We start from the raw sequence: 19,880 nt of genomic DNA on the forward strand, positions 1-19,880 counted from the left end.
GATTCTTAGCTCTTGTTTTTTCAAAATTTATATAAGTTATTAGGAAAAAACCGTACACAACACGAAAGAGTGGGTTGCCCCACTCTTCCTTTTGCGAGAGTTATTCTTAGTATTTCCAATAAAACTATACCATAACCAAATTTTTTATGCAAATGGAATAGCTGTCAGCACAAGGGTTTGGACCATACCAAGTCATTTTTTCTGCTGTTCTTTAAACTAGAACAGAGACAGCTGGTTTTGCTCAGGAAGGGATTCAAGGCATCCGTGATTATCTAAATACTCAATAATAGTCTTGGATACTTTACCGCGCTGCTGCAAATCTTCCTTAGAAAGGAATTCCCCTTCCTCTCTTGCTTTAACAATATTGAAGGCCGCGTTCGTTCCCAGGCCTGGAATTGAATTAAAAGGCGGGATTAAAGAATTTCCATCAATAATAAACTCATTGGCGCTTGACCGGTATAAGTCCACCTTCTGGAAGTTAAATCCTCTTTCGTTCATTTCCAAGGCAAGCTCCATTACGGTTAAAAGGTTCTTTTCTTTTGTAGAAGCATCAAGTCCCTTTGCATTGATTTCTTCAATGCGGGCCCGGATGGCCTGTGATCCCTTTACCATGGCATCTACATCAAAGTCCTCTGCTCGGACAGTGAAATATGCAGCGTAGTACATCAGCGGATGGTGGACCTTAAAGTACGCGATCCGGACAGCCATCAATACGTAGGCTGCGGCATGGGCTTTAGGGAACATGTATTTTATCTTTTTGCAGGAATCAATATACCATTCCGGCACTTCATTCTTTCTCATCTCTGCTTCCATTTCGTCGCTAAGGCCCTTACCTTTACGGACAGACTCCATTATTTTAAAAGCAAAGGCAGGCTCAAGACCTTGATAAATCAAATAAACCATAATGTCATCACGGCAGCCGATTACTTCGCTCAAGTTACAAATATTATTATGGATCAATTCCTGGGCATTTCCGAGCCAAACATCCGTACCATGTGAAAGGCCTGAAATCTGGACAAGCTCTGAGAAAGTCGTCGGCTTTGTATCTTCAAGCATCTGTCGGACAAACCGTGTACCAAACTCAGGGATTCCAAGTGTTCCGGTTTTACACATGATTTGTTCTTCCGTTACCCCGAGGGACTCTGGACCGCTAAAAATCTTCATCACTTCAGGATCATCAGTAGGAATTGTTTTTGGATCAATGCCGCTAAGATCCTGCAGCATCCTGATGACAGTCGGATCATCGTGCCCTAATATATCCAGTTTAAGAAGGTTATCATGAATGGAATGGAAGTCAAAGTGAGTTGTCTTCCATTCGGATGTCCGGTCATCTGCAGGGAACTGGATTGGCGAGAAATCGTAAATATCCATGTAATCGGGAACAACGATAATACCGCCCGGATGTTGTCCGGTTGTCCGTTTTACCCCGGTGCAGCCGGAAGCCAGCCTATCAATTTCCGCGCCCCGAATTTGCAGGTTGTTGTCCTGCTGATACGCTTTTACATAACCGTAAGCCGTTTTATCTGCAACAGTGCCAATTGTTCCTGCACGATAGACATAATCTTCCCCGAACAGCACTTTGGTATAATTATGGGCTCTTGGCTGGTACTCACCCGAGAAGTTCAAGTCGATATCGGGAACCTTGTCCCCTTTGAAACCGAGGAAGGTTTCGAATGGGATATCATGGCCATCTTTTTTATATTTTGCTCCGCAATTCGAACAATCCTTATCAGGCAGGTCGAAACCGGACCCGACTGATCCGTCATTGAAGAACTCTGAAGTTTTGCATTCAGGGCATACATAATGCGGCGGCAGCGGGTTTACCTCTGTAATTTCAGTCATGGTTGCGACAAATGAGGATCCGACTGATCCACGCGAACCAACAAGATAGCCATCATCCAGTGATTTTTTTACAAGCTTGTGGGAAATCAGGTAAATGACCGCGAACCCATGCCCGATAATACTCTTCAGCTCTTTTTCGAGGCGGGCTTCAACAATTTCCGGAAGCGGATCCCCATAAATTTTTCTGGCCATGCCATAACTCATGCTGCGCATCTCTTCATCTGCGCCTTCAATTTTAGGCGTATACAAATCATCTTTAATCGGTTTTATTTCATCAATCATATCTGCTATTTTATTGGTATTTTCAACGACTATTTCCTTCGCTTTCTCTTTTCCAAGGAAAGAGAAGGCATCGAGCATTTCATTTGTTGTCCTGAAGTGAACATCAGGCAGCTTATGGCGGTTAAGCGGATTAGCGCCTCCCTGGGAATTAACGAGAATCTTTCGGTAGATTTTATCATTAGGGTTAAGATAGTGTACGTTTCCAGTAGCCACCACGGGAAGTCCCAGCTTGTCGCCAAGCTTTACAATATTGCCGATAATCTCCTCGAGCGCTTTTTCATCTCTTACCAGTTCAAGCTCCAAGAGGTGGGCATATACTTCTTTCGGATGGACTTCAAGATAATCATAGAATTGGGCCGTATCTTCCACTTCATCAGGTGATTTCTGCATCATGCCTTCAAATACTTCGCCTTTGTCACAGGCTGATCCAACCAGAATTCCTTCACGATGCTTTTGCAGCACGGATCTGGGAATTCGGGGAACTCTGTAAAAGTACTCAAGATGAGCAATCGATACAAGCTTGAAAAGATTTTTCAGGCCTGCTTCTGTTTGGGCAAGCAGTGTGCAATGGTATGGTCTTGCACGCTGGTAAGCATTGCCCTGGCCCATATTATCATTAAATTGATCATGGAATTCAATCCCTTTTTCGTCTGCATGCTTCAGCATCTTTAGAAGCAGATAACCAGTAGCTTCCGCATCGTAAATGGCACGGTGATGCTGGGTAAGTTCAACATCAAACTTTTTCGCCAATGTATTCAGACGATGATTTTTCATGTCCGGATATAAAAAGCGGGCAAGTTCCAGCGTATCAATCACAGGATTGGTCGCCTTTCCTATGCCGATCTTTTTATAGCCGACATTTAGGAAACCCATATCGAAGGATGCGTTATGGGCTACTAAAACGGCGTCCCCTGTCCACTCATGGAATTTTTGCAGAACCTCTTCTACTTCTGGTGCATTTTCAACCAGATCATCCGTTATTCCCGTCAAATTAATGGTTGTTGCCGACAACGGATGATGAGGATTTGCAAAGGATTCAAACCGGTCAATGATTTCACCATCATGTATCTTTACAGCCGCAAGCTCGATGATCGTATCGTAAACGGCTGATAAACCTGTTGTTTCAACGTCAAATACCACATAGGTATCTTCAGTCAATCTGCGATGGGCGTCATTATAAGCAATCGGGACACCATCATCTACAAGGTTTGCTTCGATTCCATATAAAATTTTGATGTCATTCTTTTTCCCGGCACCGAATGCTTCAGGAAATGATTGGGCTACAGCATGGTCCGTGATGGCGACTGCTTTATGCCCCCATTTTTTTGCTTGGGAAACCAAAGCGCTCACAGATGAAACGGCATCCATTTGGCTCATTGGTGTGTGAAGATGCAGTTCCACTCTTTTTTCCTCAGCAGGTGCAGTATCCTGCCTTTGTATAGGCTTAATTTCATTTATATCATTTCCAATCATGACCAGGTCACGGACAAAGGTATCATTTTGAATGCTGCCGCGGACCTTAAGCCACATACCTTTTTGAACGTGCTGGAAAAGGGCTGCATCCTCTTTGTCACGCGAGAACATTTTTACGAGGATGGAGCTAGTGTAATCAGTAACTTTAAAAGTTAATAGTGTTCTGCCGCTGCGGAGTTCCCTTGTTTCAGCGGCAAAAACATATCCTTCAATCGCAACGCGCCGCTCTTCATCTATGATATCGATCAATTTGCGGTAATCCGCATCATCTTTAATCGTAAGACCGATTGTTAGAGGACCTTGAGGAGCTGAATTGTCAGCTGATTCTGCTTCAGCTTCTTTCTTTTGCATTTCAATCGCTGCCTGAAGTCCGCGCTCCTGGTCCTCTTTCCGTTTTGCCTCCATGAACTTTTCATACTCTTCATTAGAGCCTTCTGCAGAAACCTCTGTATCAATTACTAATGCAGGAAATCCAAATAGCTGAAGTACATCTGAAATGGTGCCAGCATATTTCTTTTTAATTGAGAGGCCTTCCAATTCATTTCGCACCTTGATGATAATCTTATTGCCCTGTACAGAAGGAACTTGTTCATTCAGGAGCTTGATTAGCGGCGGTGCCATGCCATCCATCTCCTGAATGCAGCTGTGCCAGTATTCAAGAATAAGCTTTTCAGTAAAATCCTGATTTTGCACAGAAATGCTATAAGAGATTTCTGCAATATGGGAAAATGACTTTTCCAGCTGATCTGTAAAGCGGCTATAGACACTGCAAGGCAAAATGCGCGGAAAGACAAAATAAAAATGCCATTTCCTTGTCTGTCTTTCCACTACGACCCTTTCAATCTGGGCATCATGAAAGTGTTGGACAAAGGCATCTTCGGTAAGCTGCATCTGCTGGAGCAAGAGCTGGAATCTAGACGGTTCGCTCATCTTTCTCTCTCCCATCCATTCAATAATCTAGTACTCTATTTTTAATTGTTTTATCAGTTAAGTTTTAATGTCACAAACGCTATTACCATAGCAAACATGACAGACGGACTTTATTATAACATATAGACTCTGCTAAAAAACTTCATTTATTTTCTAGTGATTTGAAAAAACGGATTCCGTTTTGGAACCCGTTTATCTGGATTAGCGATTGGATGCTATTGTAAAAAGGGCAGCTGGCTTAAGCCCAAATTACTTAAGCAGTCCAGTTTATAATGCTGACATCATTTCAGTAATTTTTTCTGCAAGCTGGTCTTTATGGATTTCCTGCATGTCGCCTGTTTTCCTTACCTTTACTTCAACAATGCCTTCTGAAGCTTTTTTGCCTACTGTAATACGGATTGGTAAACCGATAAGGTCAGAATCTGCAAATTTGACCCCTGGACGTTCCTGGCGATCATCCATTAGCACGTCATAGCGATTTTGCTTCAACGCAGAATATAATTCCTCTGCAAGGGCGGCTTGAGCTTCATCTTTCATATTAATAGGAATCAGGTGAAGGTCAAATGGTGCAAGCGCACTTGGCCAAACGAACCCATTTTCATCATTGAATTGCTCAGCAACTGCAGCCATTGTCCGTGATACTCCTATACCATAGCATCCCATAATCATCGGCTGGGTTCTGCCGTTTTCATCTAAGTAAGTCGCTTCCATCGCTTCGCTGTACCGTGTTCCGAGCTTAAAGATATGGCCAACTTCAATTCCTTTGGCAAATTGAATTATCCCTTGTCCATCTGGTGAAGGGTCTCCCTCTTGAATGAATCGAAGGTCTGCGTACTGGCTCACACTGAAGTCCCGATCAGGATTAACATTTATATAATGGGTACCCTCTTCATTTGCACCGCATACTCCATTAACAATTGCTTCCACTGCATGATCGGCAACGACATCAATATCTTTCACTCCGATTGGTCCTAATGAACCTACCGCACAACCCAGCACTTGCTTTGTTTCTTCAGCACCTGCAAGATCTACAGCGGCAGCCTCAAGCAGATTTTTCAACTTGATATCATTCACTTCATGGTCTCCGCGCACAAGAACAAGAACATATTTTTCATCTGCTTTAAAAAGAAGTGACTTAATGCATTGCTCTTTTGCAACGTTCAAGAAAGACGAAACTTCGTCAATTGTTTTCTGGTTTTCTGTTGCAGCCTTTTCAAGTTCTTTAGCTTCCTCATCGCTCTTCTTGTATTCAGCAATTACTGGAGCCATTTCAATATTGGCTGCATAACCCGATGTATCAGAATAGGCTATTGTATCTTCCCCTACATCTGATAGGACCATGAATTCATGTGTGTCTTTCCCGCCCATTGCGCCAGAGTCGGCAATAACTGCTCTGAAATTCAAGCCGCAGCGTCTAAACACATTCGAGTATGCTGTATATAGCTTGTCGTACATTTCATCAAGGCTTTCCGCAGAAGAATGGAAGGAATATGCATCCTTCATTATAAATTCACGACCGCGGAGAAGTCCAAAGCGGGGGCGTTTTTCATCACGGAATTTGGTCTGTATCTGGTAAAGCGCCAATGGCAATTTCTTATAAGATTTTACCGCATCGCGAACAAGGCTTGTTATCACCTCTTCATGAGTAGCACCCAATGCGAATTCACGCTCATGGCGGTCCCTCATTCTCATAAGTTCAGGTCCGTATGTATACCAGCGTCCCGATTCCTGCCATAATTCAGCCTGCTGAAGAGCTGGCATTAGAAGCTCAGCTGCTCCGGCATTATCCATTTCTTCTCTAACAATCGCTTCAACCTTTTGCAGGACTTTTTTAGCCAATGGCATATAGCTGTATATTCCGCTTGCGTTTTGGCGGATAAAGCCCGCTCTAAGCAATAATTGATGGCTGCGTATTTCTGCATCTGCCGGTACTTCTTTAAGAGTAGGAATAAGCGTCATGCTCTGTTTCATTTAATAGCACCTCTATTTATTATTATCAAATATGATATTTTACTGCTTTATTAATAAAGTTTCTGTTAAATTTCCGTGTTGATTTCCGCTGCAGGCACTCAAGCTTTCAGCGGGTAACCGGGAGCCTCCTCGGCGTTTACGCCTGAGGGGTTTTACTGAGTACGCTTTTCCCGCAGGACATTGAATGAGCCTTCTCGAGTAAACATCCCATGAAGGAAATGCGAAAGCATTTTAGAGTCTCGCACCTTCTGCTCCAATCAACCCAGTAACTAAAACACCGATTAGCTTCGACAAAGCCTGAATAAAAGAAAGGGCAATCCCTGTCCTTCCGGAAATCGGCATTGGCTGCTATCCGGATGGCCGAAGACTTTACCCTTCTCTTTCATGAAACTTTTGTGAATTTTACAGGAAAAATCTCTGGATATCGTTCCAAGTGACCACAAGCATTAAAAGCATCAGAAGGGCAAAGCCAATAAAGTGGACCATTCCCTCTTTATGGCGGTCAATTGGTTTACCTCTTACAGCTTCAACAGCAAAGAACATCAATCTTCCGCCGTCAAGAGCAGGAATAGGAAGCAGGTTCATAATCCCAAGGTTAATACTCAGAATGCCCGCCCATTTCATCAGATAATAGATGCCCGACTTAGCGACTGTATCTGTAGAAACATAAATGCCTACAGGACCTGATAGGGCATCAATTGAGAATTGCCCTGTTACCAGCTTTCCAAGCATAATAAAGATTTCTTTTGTCCAGAAATATGTTTCTTTAGCTCCATAGGTAATGGCTTTTAACGGTGATTTTTCCATAGGGCTGTAAACACCGATAATCCCAATTTTTTCGCCTTCAACATCCTGAACCTTTGGTGTAACAGGAATGGTTAGTTCTTCACCATTTCTGTCCACCGAGAATTCAAGCTCTTCATTCGGGTTTTGGCGGATGATCTCAACAACGTCTGACCAGCTTGAAATTTCAGCTCCATCAACACTGTGGACAATATCCCCTTCTTTTAGACCAGCCTCATAGGCAGCACCATCAGGAGTCAATTTTCCAAGTGCAGGCTCATTTGTTGGAATCCCTTGCAATAAGGCAATTAACACAAATACGATAAAGGCAAGCACAAAATTCATCATAGGGCCGGCGAATATCGCCATCGTTCTTTGCCCCAATGTCTTTGAAGCAAATTGGCGGTCATATGGAGCAATAAGTGTTTCTGCCCCATCCTCAATTAAGACGGCAGAAGGACTGATCTTAAACACTTTGAGTGTTTCTTCCTCTTCACCTTCTACATACCCTTTAATCACAAGGTCGTGCTCAATATCAGCGTGTTCAACTTCAATGATTCTTGCTTCCGGATATTTTTCTTTATTATTTAAAATAATTTTGCTTACTTCTTCTTCGTTTCCATCGAGGATCAAACCAATGCGATATCCAGGCTTGATTTCCACCATTTCGGGGTCTTCTCCGGCCATGCGCACAAATCCGCCGATCGGAAGAAGGCGTATTGTATATACTGTTTCATCTTTCTTAAATGAAAATACTTTCGGTCCAAAGCCTATAGCAAATTCCCGGCATAGGATTCCCGCTCTTTTAGCAAAAATCAAATGTCCAAGTTCATGGAAAAATACCAATGCCCCAAATATAACGATAAAGGCTATTACTGTACTCAAGTTTTAACCACCTTTGTTTAGAGGTTGTTCAAATTATGCTGAAAAAAATATATGGCGGACCGTGCCAGCCACCCATTCAGCTTCGAAATTTCATAGAAGCTACTTTCAGCGTTTGAACTCAAGCTTATAGAAGCGAGTTAACATATTTTCTCGTTTCCAAATCTGTCTCCTGAATCTGGGAAAGACTTGGATTGGAGATTTTATCATGGTTGCTTAATGCTCTTTCGATGAAGTCTTCTATTTGCAGGAATGTTATCTTTCCATCTAAGAAGGCAGCAACAGCAGCTTCATTTGCTGCATTAAGTACGGCAGGCATCGTACCGCCGGCTTTTCCCGCTTCATAAGCAAACTGCAGACAGCGGAAACGCCCGAAATCCATTTCTGCAAAATGGAGTTTGCCAATTTCAGCAAGGTTCAGCCGGGTAGCTGAAGGCAGCGGCAGCCTGTCAGGATAAGTTAATGCATATTGAATGGGGACTCTCATGTCCGGGGTACCCAGCTGTGCAATAACGCTGCTGTCATGGAACTCCACCATTGAATGAATAATGCTTTCCTTGTGAAGCAAAACATCTATTTTGCTGTAATCCATGGAAAAAAGCCAATGGGCCTCAATTACTTCAAGCCCTTTATTCATCATTGTGGCAGAATCAATGGTGATTTTCGCACCCATTGACCAATTTGGATGATTAAGTGCTTCTTTAACCGTAACATTTTCAAGCTCTTTGCGTGTACGGTCTCTGAAGCTTCCACCAGAAGCTGTCAAAATGAGCCTTTCAATATTCTTCTCCTTCTCTCCCTGCAAGGATTGAAAAATAGCAGAGTGTTCGCTGTCTACTGGAAGGAGCTGAACACCATTCTTCTTTGCTGCTTCCATTACAAGGTGGCCGGCTGTCACAAGTGTTTCTTTGTTTGCGATTGCAATTGTTTTCTTTTCCTCAATCGCCTGTAATGTTGGATCAAGTCCCACACTTCCCAATACTGCATTAACTAGAATATCTGATTTCGGGTAAACTGCCACCTCTATCAAACCATTGTGTCCATATGTAAATGTTATGCCGGGAAATTCAGCTTTAAGAGTATCAGCGAATTTTTTTTCTGAAACTGAAACAAGTTCCGGCTTAAAATCCCGGATCATTTTCCTGGCCAAATCTATATTCCTGCCGGCAGACATTGCTGCAAGCTTAAAATCCTCAGGGTGTTCCTTAATAATATCAAGGGTCTGAGTCCCAATTGAACCTGTCGAACCCATTAAGCTAATATGTTTCATAGTCTCCTCCTGTTGGAAAAAAGCAAATCTTATCTTTCAAATGATTCTTAGGGCCGATTGAAAGATATTTTTTAATCTATAGTTTACAGCAAGTGAAAAAAGTGGAGCAATGGCAATACAAATAATAAGCTGTCAAAGCGGTCCAGGATACCGCCGTGGCCAGGAAGGATATTTCCAGAGTCCTTTACATTATAATGGCGCTTTAAAGCAGACTCTACCAGGTCGCCTATTTGCCCAAACACAGATAGTATTGCGGTAATAATTAAAAGCCCGATCAGGGACTCGTTTATATTTGTGAAAATAATAAACACTACCGCTACGGCAAGAGCACAAATCACTCCTCCCAATGAACCTTCTACTGTCTTGTTAGGACTTATTTCAGGCCATAGCTTTCGTTTGCCCATACCCTTGCCTATAAAATAGGCCCCCGAATCTGTTGCCCAAATGAGAAATAGCGCAAAAAAGATATAAGTCAATCCTTCGTCTGCAAACCGGGTTTCCATAAAGTAATAAAACCCTATCCCTACATATAAGGTAGACATGATGGAGAAGGCTACATCATCAAACGTAAACGTATTTTTCGTCGCAACAGTATAAGTTAAAAATAAAAGGACACCAAAAAGGGCAACCTCAATTTTAGTATAATTCAAATCATCGAGGATTGGCTGGAATTCTTTAGGTAAAAGAAAAACCCATAATAAAAACAAAGAAATAATTCCCGGGATAGAGAACAAACTTAATTTCCTCATTCTTAATAATTCATATAGCGCAATGGACGCCAGCAAATATGCCAGTATGATCATCGGCATTCCGCCATATATTATTACTGGGAGCAGGACCGCCCCAAAAATGATCGCTGTGATTACTCGTTGCTTCATTAAATTTTCAACACCTTTATTGTACTCCTCCAAAACGCCGCTGGCGGTTTTGGAATACTTCGATAGCTTCCAGCATTTGCTCTTCATCAAAATCAGGCCACAAAACATCTGTAAACCAAAATTCAGTGTATGCGAGCTGCCAGAGCATAAAATTGCTAAGCCTGATTTCACCGCTTGTACGAATTAACAAATCGGGATCTTGAAGCCCGCTTGTCATTAGGTACGATGAAAACTTTTCTTCATTTAAGTCATTTTCATCCATTATACCACTTTTACAATCTTTTAAGACATGTTTGACTGCTTCAAGTATTTCTGCCCTGCTGCCGTAATTAAGCGCAAAGTTTAATACCAGCCCTGTGTTATTTTTTGTCTCTTCCATCGCTCTTGCTACTGCATTACGGGTATGGGAAGGCAAGTGATCCATATAACCGATCATTCTCACCTGTACATTTTCTTCGACCAGCTCCGGAAGGAAAGTCCCTAAAAATTCCTCAGGCAGTTTCATCAGAAAGTCAACTTCCATTTTGGGCCTTTTCCAATTTTCCGTAGAAAAGGCATATAACGTTAAGGTTTTTACACCAATTTCATTGGCAAACTTTGTGATTTTCCGGACAACCTTCATACCTTCATGGTGGCCCGCAATTCTTGGCAAGGCTCTTTTTTTGGCCCATCTGCCATTCCCGTCCATTATAATGGCGACATGTTCAGGAATTTGCAGTTCCTTCATTTTTTCTACTCTCTCTCGGAGATCGGAAGAACTGTTTTGGGACTTCCATAACTTCATTTTATCAAACATATGACTGCTCCTTTAAAATAGGTTAATCCTCCGATAAAAGATAAATCAGAAAAGCGCAGGTGCGCTCTAAGCTGGACATCTGTCCTGGCTTAATTAAGATTAATTGTATCTTTTAGAGATTATTTTTTACTGGTAAAATTATGATATTTCCTATTTCCGCATGCTAATATCATACCAAAAATAAAAAAATATATCTCTATAAAAGAGTATGTATTCAAAACAAAATTAAGAATAGGCTGGTAAACCTCATATGACAGGTTCGCGTGCGGTTTCCCAGCTCCAAAAGCCTGGCTGCATTATATAAAGTTTATATTCCCAAAGTGTAAAAAAACCCCCTATTGATAGAGGGTTTTCATATATAACTGATTAAACATCAAGGATTTCTTTTTCTTTATCCTTCGTGATTACATCAATCTTGCTAATATGTTCATCAGTAAGCTTTTGAATATCATCTGAGAATCCTCGAAGATCATCTTCTGTGATTTCTCCATTTTTTTCAAGCTTTTTAAGATCATCATTGGCATCCCGGCGCACGTTGCGAATCGCCACTTTTGCTTCTTCTGATTCCTTTTTAACAACTTTTACAAGCTCTTTGCGGCGCTCTTCAGTCAACTGAGGAATTGCTAGCCTGATCACACTTCCGTCATTGGAAGGATTTAAGCCAATATCAGATTTAAGGATCGCCTTCTCAATTTCGCCAAGAATTGATTTATCATATGGCGTAATAACTAAAAGACGCGCTTCTGGAACAGAGACTCCAGCAAGCTGGTTAACAGGTGTCGGAGCACCATAGTAATCTACAGTGATTCGATCAAGCAATGAAGCATTTGCTTTACCGGCACGGATACTTGCAAGCTCACGAGTATAAGCTGAAATTGCTTTTGTCATTCTTTCTTTTGCATCTGAAATAACTTGTTTTGGCATTATTTTTTCCCCCTAACGATTGTTCCAATTGTTTCACCCAATACGGCGCGGTTAATATTGCCTTCTTCCATGATTGAAAATACAATTAACGGAATATTGTTATCCATGCATAAAGAGGATGCCGTTGAATCCATGACAGCCAATCCTTCCTTCAATACGTCAAGATAGGAAAGCTCGTCGTATTTCTTGGCATTTTTGTCAATGCGTGGGTCTGCAGAGTAGACTCCATCCACATTGTTTTTAGCCATCAAAATCACTTCTGCTTCAATTTCGGCCGCTCTTAATGCAGCTGTTGTATCGGTTGAGAAGTAAGGGTTACCGGTTCCCGCAGCAAAGATCACAACCCGCTTTTTCTCAAGATGGCGGATCGCTCTTCTGCGGATATATGGTTCAGCAACCTGTCTCATCTCAATAGAAGTTTGAACTCTTGTTTCTACCCCGAGATTTTCCAGGCTGTCCTGTAATGCAAGGGAGTTCATGACAGTAGCAAGCATTCCCATATAGTCGGCATTTGCTCTGTCCATCCCCATTTCCTCTCCGATTTTGCCGCGCCAGATATTTCCGCCGCCAACCACTACGGCAACCTCAACACCTAATTCAGCCAGATCCTTGACCTGAACAGCAATCGATTTAATTACAGAAGGGTTTATTCCAAAACCTTGCTCTCCTGCTAAAGCTTCACCACTTAATTTTAAGACCACGCGTTTGTATTTAGGGCTGCTCATAAGAACCTCCATATGTAGAATTAGAAAAGCGCAAGCGCCTTGGTTACCCACGACACCTCGATGGGCAGGCGCTGGAGCTAGACAGTTATCAAGCGCTGGCGCCTTTGAAAGACACCGGGCTAGACATAATTTAATCTTTTCTTGAAAAACAGGGAACACAAAGTGTTCCCTGAATCATAGCTGTTATCGCTGTTTTTTAATTACTATTATTTTTTAACCTGGTTCATTACTTCTTCAGCGAAGTTGTCTTCACGCTTTTCAATGCCTTCTCCAACTTCATAGCGAACGAACTCACGGATTTTTCCGCCTTTTGATTCAACGAATTTGCCAACTTTTTGGTCAGGGTTTTTAACAAAAGCTTGGTCGTTTACGCAAACATCTTCGAAATATTTGCCCAGGCGTCCTTCAACCATCTTTGCAACGATGTTTTCTGGCTTGCCTTCGTTAAGAGCCTGCTGAGTCAATACCTGGCGCTCACGCTCTACTTCTTCCTGTGATACTTCATCACGGGAAACATATTTAGGGTTTAGGGCAGCAATGTGCATTGCAACATCTTTCGCTGCTTCTTCATCAGTTGTTCCTTCAAGAACAGTTAACACACCAATGCGTCCGCCCATGTGCAAGTAAGCACCGAAAGCATCGCTGTCAGTTTTTGTTTTGATTTCAAAACGGCGAAGAGAAAGCTTTTCACCTATTTTAGCGATTGCAGTATTAATGTGAGACTCTAAAGTAGCACCATTAGCCATTGTTTGGCCCGCAGCTTCTTCAACAGAAGCTGGCTTGTTTGAAAGCAAATGCTCAGCTAATTCTTTTACAAGAGTTTGGAATCCTTCGTTCTTAGCAACGAAGTCTGTTTCAGAGTTCACTTCAAGGATAACTGCTTCGTTGCCGTCCACTTTAACTGAAGTAAGACCTTCAGCAGCAATGCGGTCACCTTTTTTAGCAGCTTTAGCGATTCCTTTTTCACGAAGGAAGTCGATTGCTTTTTCCATATCCCCTTCAGTTTCCTGAAGCGCTTTTTTGCAGTCCATCATACCTGCGCCTGTTTTTTCACGAAGTTCTTTAACCATTTGAGCAGTAATTGCCATTATAAGATCCTCCTTAAAATGAGTTATGTAATTATATCTTTACCATATATAGCTGTATGGAAAACAAAACTTTGCCCATTCTTTAAAAAAAGGTGATAAAGGGTGCTCCCTCTTATCACCTTCTTTAAATCAAGAAATAGCACTCTAGAGCTGTCCAGCTCCAGCGCCACAAGGCGCTTCCGCTTTTCTATTAAGCAGTTGTAACTTCTTCACCTTGTTTAGCTTCAAGGATTGCATCAGCCATTTTGCCTGTTAAAAGCTTAACAGCGCGGATAGCATCATCGTTTGCAGGGATTACAACATCAATTTCATCCGGATCACAGTTAGTATCAACAATACCAACGATAGGGATGTTTAATTTATGTGCTTCTGCAACAGCAATGCGCTCTTTGCGAGGATCAATGATGAATAGAGCATCTGGAAGGCTCTTCATATCTTTGATTCCGCCCAAGAATTTCTCTAAGCGTTCTTGCTCTTTCTTCAATTGAACAACTTCTTTTTTAGGAAGAACTTCGAAAGTTCCGTCTTCAGACATTCTTTCGATATCCTTTAAACGCGCAATACGCTTTTGGATTGTTTCAAAGTTAGTTAAAGTTCCGCCCAACCAGCGCTGGTTCACATAGAACATACCAGAACGGATTGCTTCTTCTTTAACAGAATCTTGAGCTTGTTTCTTAGTACCTACGAAAAGGATCGTTCCGCCGTTTCCAGCAAGCTCCTTAACGAAGTTATAAGCTTCTTCTACCTTCTTAACTGTCTTTTGAAGGTCGATGATGTAGATGCCGTTACGCTCAGTGAAGATGTACTTCTTCATCTTAGGGTTCCAGCGGCGAGTTTGGTGTCCGAAATGTACACCAGCTTCAAGCAATTGCTTCATTGAAATTACTGACATTTTGTGTTTCCTCCTAATGGTTTTTTTTCCTCCGCTTATATCATTTTTAACCGGCAACTGCATATAAACAGCACCATCCGGCTAAATCCATAAGCGTGTGTATTAACACCATTTGTTAATATAGCACAAGTGTTTTTGACAATCAAGCTATTCTTGCCGATTTTGGCGAAATTTAAGCATTAATGCAATTTCCGTTCTCCCTCTGCCAAGTGTTTTGGCAATATCGTCCTCCGTCATACCTTGCTTTTTCAATAATAGAACGTTATCAAGCAGAGATGGTGCATGGTGTCTTTGGCCTTCAGATTCTCTCTGTTTTTCTACTTTCACAGCAGATTCTTCACTTACAGAACCAAAATCAGATTCAGCCTTTAATTCCATTTTTTTATCTGCTTGACTATCGGGCTGCGTATTTTTTTTATAAGCTTTCACCGCCTGGTAGGCTGATGCCCTTGCAAGGCGGTTAGGCTTTTCATTTGCTTCCAAATTATCTTGAGTTTTAGCGCGTTTCTCTATCGATTCATCTTTTAAAGGCAATGCATTTATTTTAAGCTGTGAAACCCTATTAATAAAATCATCATTTTCTTCCTTCATCTGCACGAGGTAAGAGGAAATGACCTCTTCCATTTCATTAAACATTTTCTCCTGTTTTTTCTCTGTTTCCATAAGCTTGTTTTGCCGGAGATACAGCAGGATAATGGCCAAAAGTGCAATGAAATTCAATAACAGGCTTAACGCCAACAGAAAAGCAGTCATACGATCCCTCTATCCGCTGTAATCAATAACCTTCCCTTTAAAAGGGTGGCTTTGTTCTTTACTGCTGTCTTTTTTTTGTTTTTCTATTTGGCCAGGTTCGTCCCGGCCTTTGTGATTGTTTCTTTCTTCTTGGCCGAGACTCACGTTTTGTTTTTGTTCCTGTTTTATTACAGTGTTGCGGTTCTTTTCTTCCTCCCTGCGAGTCTTTTCAGCCGCAATCTCGCCCATCGCCTGGCCTCTTTGCTGGAGTTGTTCCTGAATCTTGCCGGCTTCAATAGTTCTCGGAAGTGCAACCTGCAGCTCGATTGATTTCAAGCTTATGTCCAGCCACTTCCTTTATTAAGGTTAGAATTCTCCTTGCCCAAGGGGTCAAATCGAATCTCACCCTTTGAGAAATAGAATCTTACACATCTGTTTCTTTGGTGGATCACTTTTGAGTATTTTCCAAAGTGTAAAGCTGTGTTGGGAAAGACGTTGTCATGAATTATTACAGAGGCGCCCATTTTTTCTTCTTTCTCCCTTTCCAGGGCTTCAAGCTTTTCAGTCATTTTTTTTAGTTCACTTTGTATATGGGCCTTGGTCGTACGCTGATTAAGGATGATCGATTTTTGCTCCTCTGTCAGTCTTCCTGTCAGCCTGGCCATTTCCAAAAGTTTTTTCTCAATGCTCTCCAGTTTTTTATGGTTATTGTGCAGCATGAGAGATTCATTCATAAGCGCTTTTTCCTTTTCTGCCAATGCAGTATCTATTCCGGCATGAAGCTCAGTTTTAGTGAATAAATGATTCCCGGATTCTTTAATTTCGATATCGGTCCCTGACACAAGCTCTCCTCCAATCACCATTGCTTGGCTGCAGCGGATTGCTCCTCCGGCATGCAAACGGCTATGAAGTACAGACTTTCTTATTACAATATCCTGTTCAGCTTTGATTATTGCCTGGTTAAGATAATCCGCCTGAACATTCCCTCCGGATATAACTGTCCCCCTATGGCTGCCGGAAATCCCACCTGAAACAATTATATTTCCGTCTGCCTTCAGAATGGAACCTTCCACAAGGCCAAAAACGATAATATCCCCGCCAGCTTTGATCTCATAACCCGCTGGGACATTTCCTCTAATTAAAACATTTCCGACAAAATCTATATTCCCTGTTTTTAAGTTAAGGTCTCCTTTCACCTCAAAAACCGGATTCACAGAAATGCAATTTGAGGTGAAACTTACCTGGCCATCTATTAAAGAATAAAATCCTTCACCATTTAAAATAACATTTTTGCCTGGCTTAATTCTTAATGGCTTGCCATTCTTTGCCGGGATGGAATTACCGAAAATATCCTTTCCGGGTGTGCCTGGTGTTTGGGGAATAATGGACGCTAAAAACTGTCCTTTTTGTACAGAAGGAATATGAAGTACATCTCTGAAGTTAAACTTTTCTCTTTTTGTTTTTTTCTCATAGCGGACTTCATTCAGTAAATACGCATCACTGCCGTTTTCTGCAGGAACCCCTTCAGCGATGAGGATAGGATATTGCACCGAAAGGGGGTCTTGGCAAATCTTTTTTATCGCTTCTTCATTAATCCCAAAGGTTATTTTCTCCCTGTTAAGAAGCGATTTTATAATTCCTGATGAAATGGTCCCTTTTATTTCATTGCAGTCTAAGGGCTGCAGCATGGCAGATAAGCGATTTCTAACAAATAAAATCTGGAACTGAAGTTCCATACTGATTCCTTCTTTCTGCAGTTAGCGGCTGGGCAGAGTTTTTATAAAACCTTCTCCAGCGACTGTCTGAGCTTAAAAATAGCTTTGGAATGAATCTGGGATATTCGCGAGGTTGACAATCCCATCACTTCGCCGATTTCCGTTAAAGTTAATTCTTCCTTATAAAATAAGCTGATTACCAGCTGTTCTTTTTCATTCAATTGCGAAATTCTTTCGGCCATTTCTTCCAGTATCTCGTTTTTCAAAACCTTCTCTTCCGGAATAACTGCTTTATCATCCTTTATGGCAAATGAACCGCCTTCTTTATCCTCAGAATCGCCAGGCTGTTCATCGATTGACAATACGTTTGCATAAAAATGTTCATTCATTACAGAGTAGACTTCTTCTTCCCCCATCTGAACCTCGCCAGCAACTTCCGCTGCCGTGGCATTTCGCATCAGCCGCTGTTCCAGCCTTTCTATAGCTGCCTCAATTTTCTTGGCTTTCTCCCTTGTACTTCTGGGCAGCCAATCTTCTTTTCTTAATCCGTCCAAAATCGCACCCCGAATACGAAAGGAAGCGTATGTATCAAACTTTAAATCTCTCTTAGGATCAAATTTTTCCAAAGCATCGTATAAGCCCATCATACCAAGGCTTCGAATATCATCTCTTGAAACACTTTTAGGAAGATTCACTGATATTCGCTGCACATGATAGCTTACGAGAGGCATATATCTCTTTACCAGAAAGTTCCCCGCTTGAGCATCACGAGAGTCGACCCATTTAGCCCAGTATGTATTTTCTTCAATCGTTAGCTCCGCCATGGCCATCCTCCTCAAACGTTTCCATTTCTATTAATTATCGCTATTATATCAAAATATTTCCTCTATTAATATAAATTAAAGAGTGTGTCCAGCTTATAATCCGAGGCTTCTTCTGCTTAACAATAAGGTTTAAACAGGGATCCAGAGAGACGCTTTACCGAAAAGCGCAGAAAATTAATAAGAGTAAATCAGCTTTATGGATTAATAGCTGATTCGATTAGATAACCCAAAAAGAGGAATTCGGCAACCCTTAAATCACGAATTCACCTTTATTGACAGTCCGGATATTTAATTTGCCTGTATTCGGGTTAAATTCAATGGTTCTCCCGCTGTTTCCGCCTACATCTTCTGCTAAAATGGCAATCTTTAAAATTGCCAGCTCCTTTTTTACAGCTTCCACGTTTCTGGGACCGATCCTCATTAAATCACTGCCGGAAGAAAACTGAAACATCTGGGCTCCACCAGCAATCTTTGCTTTTAAACAGGAAGACCTAGCGCCGTTCTTCGACATGCGGCTGACGAGTTCCCTGATTGCTGTATCTGCATATTTAGCAGAGTTAAAGGCAGCTCCTTTAGCAAGAGATGAATCAGGCAGCATCACATGGGCAAGCCCTGCAATCCCGAAGCTAAGATCAAATACGACAACCCCTACACATGACCCTAATCCTGATGTCCTGATTAAATTAGGCGTTTTAACGATATTCATATCAGCTATACCAACTTTTACGGTTTCAAGCAGCTTATCCATGGTCCAGAACTCCCAATGCTTTAAAAATGATTTGAAAGGACTCAGGGTCCGGAAGCAGGAAGAAATGGCCTTTAACAGAATCCCCGTCAGATTGGCTTTCTTCGTTCAAGGCCGTATCAATCACGATGGCATAATCGCTTACTTGGGAAATTTCCAGCAGCCCCGTGCCAATAATCGCTCCTGCCATATCAATGCTAAGCATGGGCACAGATGGAAAAAGTGATAGATTTGTAAAATCTGATAAAGAAGATAAATATGAACCTGAAAGGATATTCCCGAGCTCCTGCAGGGCAGATAAAGCTAGTTCACTGTAAGGTGTTTCTTCTGCATTAAAAACAATGCATCCAGGCAAAGCGCGAATAAAAGCTTCTGCCTGCTTTAGCGGCAGGACAAAGAACATGCTGCCCGGCGCATCTCCTTCAATTCTAAGAAAAACCCCGGCCACTACATTCTCCGAACCCCCAGCCATGCCCATCATTTCCTCAAAGGAAACGACCCGGACATCAGGAACAGTCATATCTATTTTTTTATTCAGCAAAGTAGACAGAGCCGTCGCAGCATGGCCTGCACCAATATTGCCGACTTCTTTTAAAATATCCAAATGCATCGCGCTGATATTTTTTTTAATAAAATTCATCTTACATTCCTTTTGTTCCGATCTGGATTGCAAGTTCATCCGGGTTAAGAACTTTTTCCAAATCTATTAATATCATTAACCTTTTTTCAATTTTTGTAACGCCTTTAATAAAATCTGCCTCTTCGGTACCGGCAGTCTCAGGTGGAGGTTCAACTGATTCTGCCGAAACATCGATTACATCATTTGCAGAATCAACGATCAGGCCTACCTCCATATCTTCCAAAACAGTAATAATGACTCGTGTTTGGTCGGTATATTCAGCCTCTTCAAGATTAAACCTGCTTCTAAGGCTGATGATTGGTGTAACAACCCCCCGCAGATTTATAACCCCTTTCACAAAACCGGCTGTTCGCGGAACTCTCGTTATATGCTGCACCTTTTCAATAGAACGTACCTGGTTAACAGGAATAGCATACTCCTTATTTTTCAGTTGAAACACGATTAATTTTAAATCTGCCGCTCCCGCCTCAGTCATACTGGTCACTCCT

The 19,880-nt window shown here is 41.8% G+C and carries 17 protein-coding genes; all 17 read right to left on the reverse strand.

Annotation, left to right across the window (positions count from 1 at the left end; all coding sequences use genetic code 11):
• Positions 1 to 216 precede the first annotated feature (216 nt).
• Positions 217 to 4,527, reverse strand: a complete 4,311-nt coding sequence (locus DFO73_RS15580; RefSeq protein WP_110065656.1) for a PolC-type DNA polymerase III — start codon at positions 4,525 to 4,527, stop codon at positions 217 to 219.
• 267 nt (positions 4,528 to 4,794) lie between these two features.
• Entirely contained in the window at positions 4,795 to 6,498 is a 1,704-nt protein-coding gene (locus tag DFO73_RS15585) for a proline--tRNA ligase (protein WP_110065657.1), read from the reverse strand.
• 402 nt (positions 6,499 to 6,900) lie between these two features.
• The gene (rseP, locus tag DFO73_RS15590) at positions 6,901 to 8,166 is read right to left on the reverse strand and encodes an RIP metalloprotease RseP (RefSeq protein WP_110065658.1); all 1,266 of its coding nucleotides are present in this window, start codon (positions 8,164 to 8,166) and stop codon (positions 6,901 to 6,903) included.
• Positions 8,167 to 8,290: 124 nt separating this feature from the next.
• Positions 8,291 to 9,433, reverse strand: a complete 1,143-nt coding sequence (locus tag DFO73_RS15595; RefSeq protein WP_110065659.1) for a 1-deoxy-D-xylulose-5-phosphate reductoisomerase — start codon at positions 9,431 to 9,433, stop codon at positions 8,291 to 8,293.
• Positions 9,434 to 9,516: 83 nt separating this feature from the next.
• Entirely contained in the window at positions 9,517 to 10,311 is a 795-nt protein-coding gene (locus DFO73_RS15600) for a phosphatidate cytidylyltransferase (protein WP_110065807.1), read from the reverse strand.
• A 16-nt stretch (positions 10,312 to 10,327) separates the two neighbouring features.
• Positions 10,328 to 11,107: an isoprenyl transferase gene (locus DFO73_RS15605; RefSeq protein WP_110065660.1), complete on the reverse strand. Its 780-nt coding sequence runs from the start codon at positions 11,105 to 11,107 to the stop codon at positions 10,328 to 10,330.
• Between the two features lie 366 nt (positions 11,108 to 11,473).
• The gene (gene frr / locus DFO73_RS15610; protein WP_110065661.1) at positions 11,474 to 12,031 is read right to left on the reverse strand and encodes a ribosome recycling factor; all 558 of its coding nucleotides are present in this window, start codon (positions 12,029 to 12,031) and stop codon (positions 11,474 to 11,476) included.
• A complete protein-coding gene (pyrH, locus tag DFO73_RS15615; RefSeq protein ID WP_110065662.1) occupies positions 12,031 to 12,756 on the reverse strand; it encodes a UMP kinase in 726 nt (241 codons plus the stop codon). Before pyrH ends, frr begins: the two co-directional genes overlap by 1 nt.
• 206 nt (positions 12,757 to 12,962) lie before the next feature.
• A complete protein-coding gene (tsf, locus tag DFO73_RS15620; RefSeq protein WP_110065663.1) occupies positions 12,963 to 13,844 on the reverse strand; it encodes a translation elongation factor Ts in 882 nt (293 codons plus the stop codon).
• Between the two features lie 190 nt (positions 13,845 to 14,034).
• On the reverse strand, positions 14,035 to 14,736 hold the full coding sequence (gene rpsB, locus DFO73_RS15625; protein ID WP_009330721.1) for a 30S ribosomal protein S2: 702 nt from the start codon (positions 14,734 to 14,736) through the stop codon (positions 14,035 to 14,037).
• A 147-nt stretch (positions 14,737 to 14,883) separates the two neighbouring features.
• Complete coding sequence (locus DFO73_RS15630) at positions 14,884 to 15,489, reverse strand: DUF6115 domain-containing protein (RefSeq protein ID WP_110065664.1); 606 nt, start codon at positions 15,487 to 15,489, stop codon at positions 14,884 to 14,886.
• Between the two features lie 9 nt (positions 15,490 to 15,498).
• Complete coding sequence (locus DFO73_RS15635; protein WP_258309506.1) at positions 15,499 to 15,804, reverse strand: hypothetical protein; 306 nt, start codon at positions 15,802 to 15,804, stop codon at positions 15,499 to 15,501.
• A gap of 2 nt (positions 15,805 to 15,806) precedes the next feature.
• Positions 15,807 to 17,204 carry a DUF342 domain-containing protein gene (locus DFO73_RS15640; protein ID WP_110065666.1) on the reverse strand — a complete coding sequence of 466 codons (1,398 nt, stop codon included), beginning with the start codon at positions 17,202 to 17,204 and terminating at the stop codon, positions 15,807 to 15,809.
• Positions 17,205 to 17,245: 41 nt separating this feature from the next.
• Entirely contained in the window at positions 17,246 to 18,007 is a 762-nt protein-coding gene (locus tag DFO73_RS15645) for a FliA/WhiG family RNA polymerase sigma factor (protein WP_110065667.1), read from the reverse strand.
• 250 nt (positions 18,008 to 18,257) lie between these two features.
• On the reverse strand, positions 18,258 to 18,755 hold the full coding sequence (locus DFO73_RS15650) for a chemotaxis protein CheD (RefSeq protein ID WP_110065668.1): 498 nt from the start codon (positions 18,753 to 18,755) through the stop codon (positions 18,258 to 18,260).
• Positions 18,748 to 19,392 (reverse strand): chemotaxis protein CheC, encoded by a 645-nt coding sequence (locus tag DFO73_RS15655; RefSeq protein ID WP_110065669.1) that lies wholly within the window; start codon positions 19,390 to 19,392, stop codon positions 18,748 to 18,750. The genes DFO73_RS15650 and DFO73_RS15655 overlap by 8 nt, the downstream gene beginning before the upstream one ends.
• A gap of 1 nt (position 19,393) precedes the next feature.
• The gene (locus DFO73_RS15660; protein ID WP_110065670.1) at positions 19,394 to 19,867 is read right to left on the reverse strand and encodes a chemotaxis protein CheW; all 474 of its coding nucleotides are present in this window, start codon (positions 19,865 to 19,867) and stop codon (positions 19,394 to 19,396) included.
• Positions 19,868 to 19,880: the final 13 nt, after the last annotated feature.

Origin of the sequence: Cytobacillus oceanisediminis (assembly GCF_003182355.1) — a bacterium.
In the GTDB taxonomy this organism is placed as follows: domain Bacteria; phylum Bacillota; class Bacilli; order Bacillales; family Cytobacillaceae; genus Cytobacillus; species Cytobacillus oceanisediminis_A.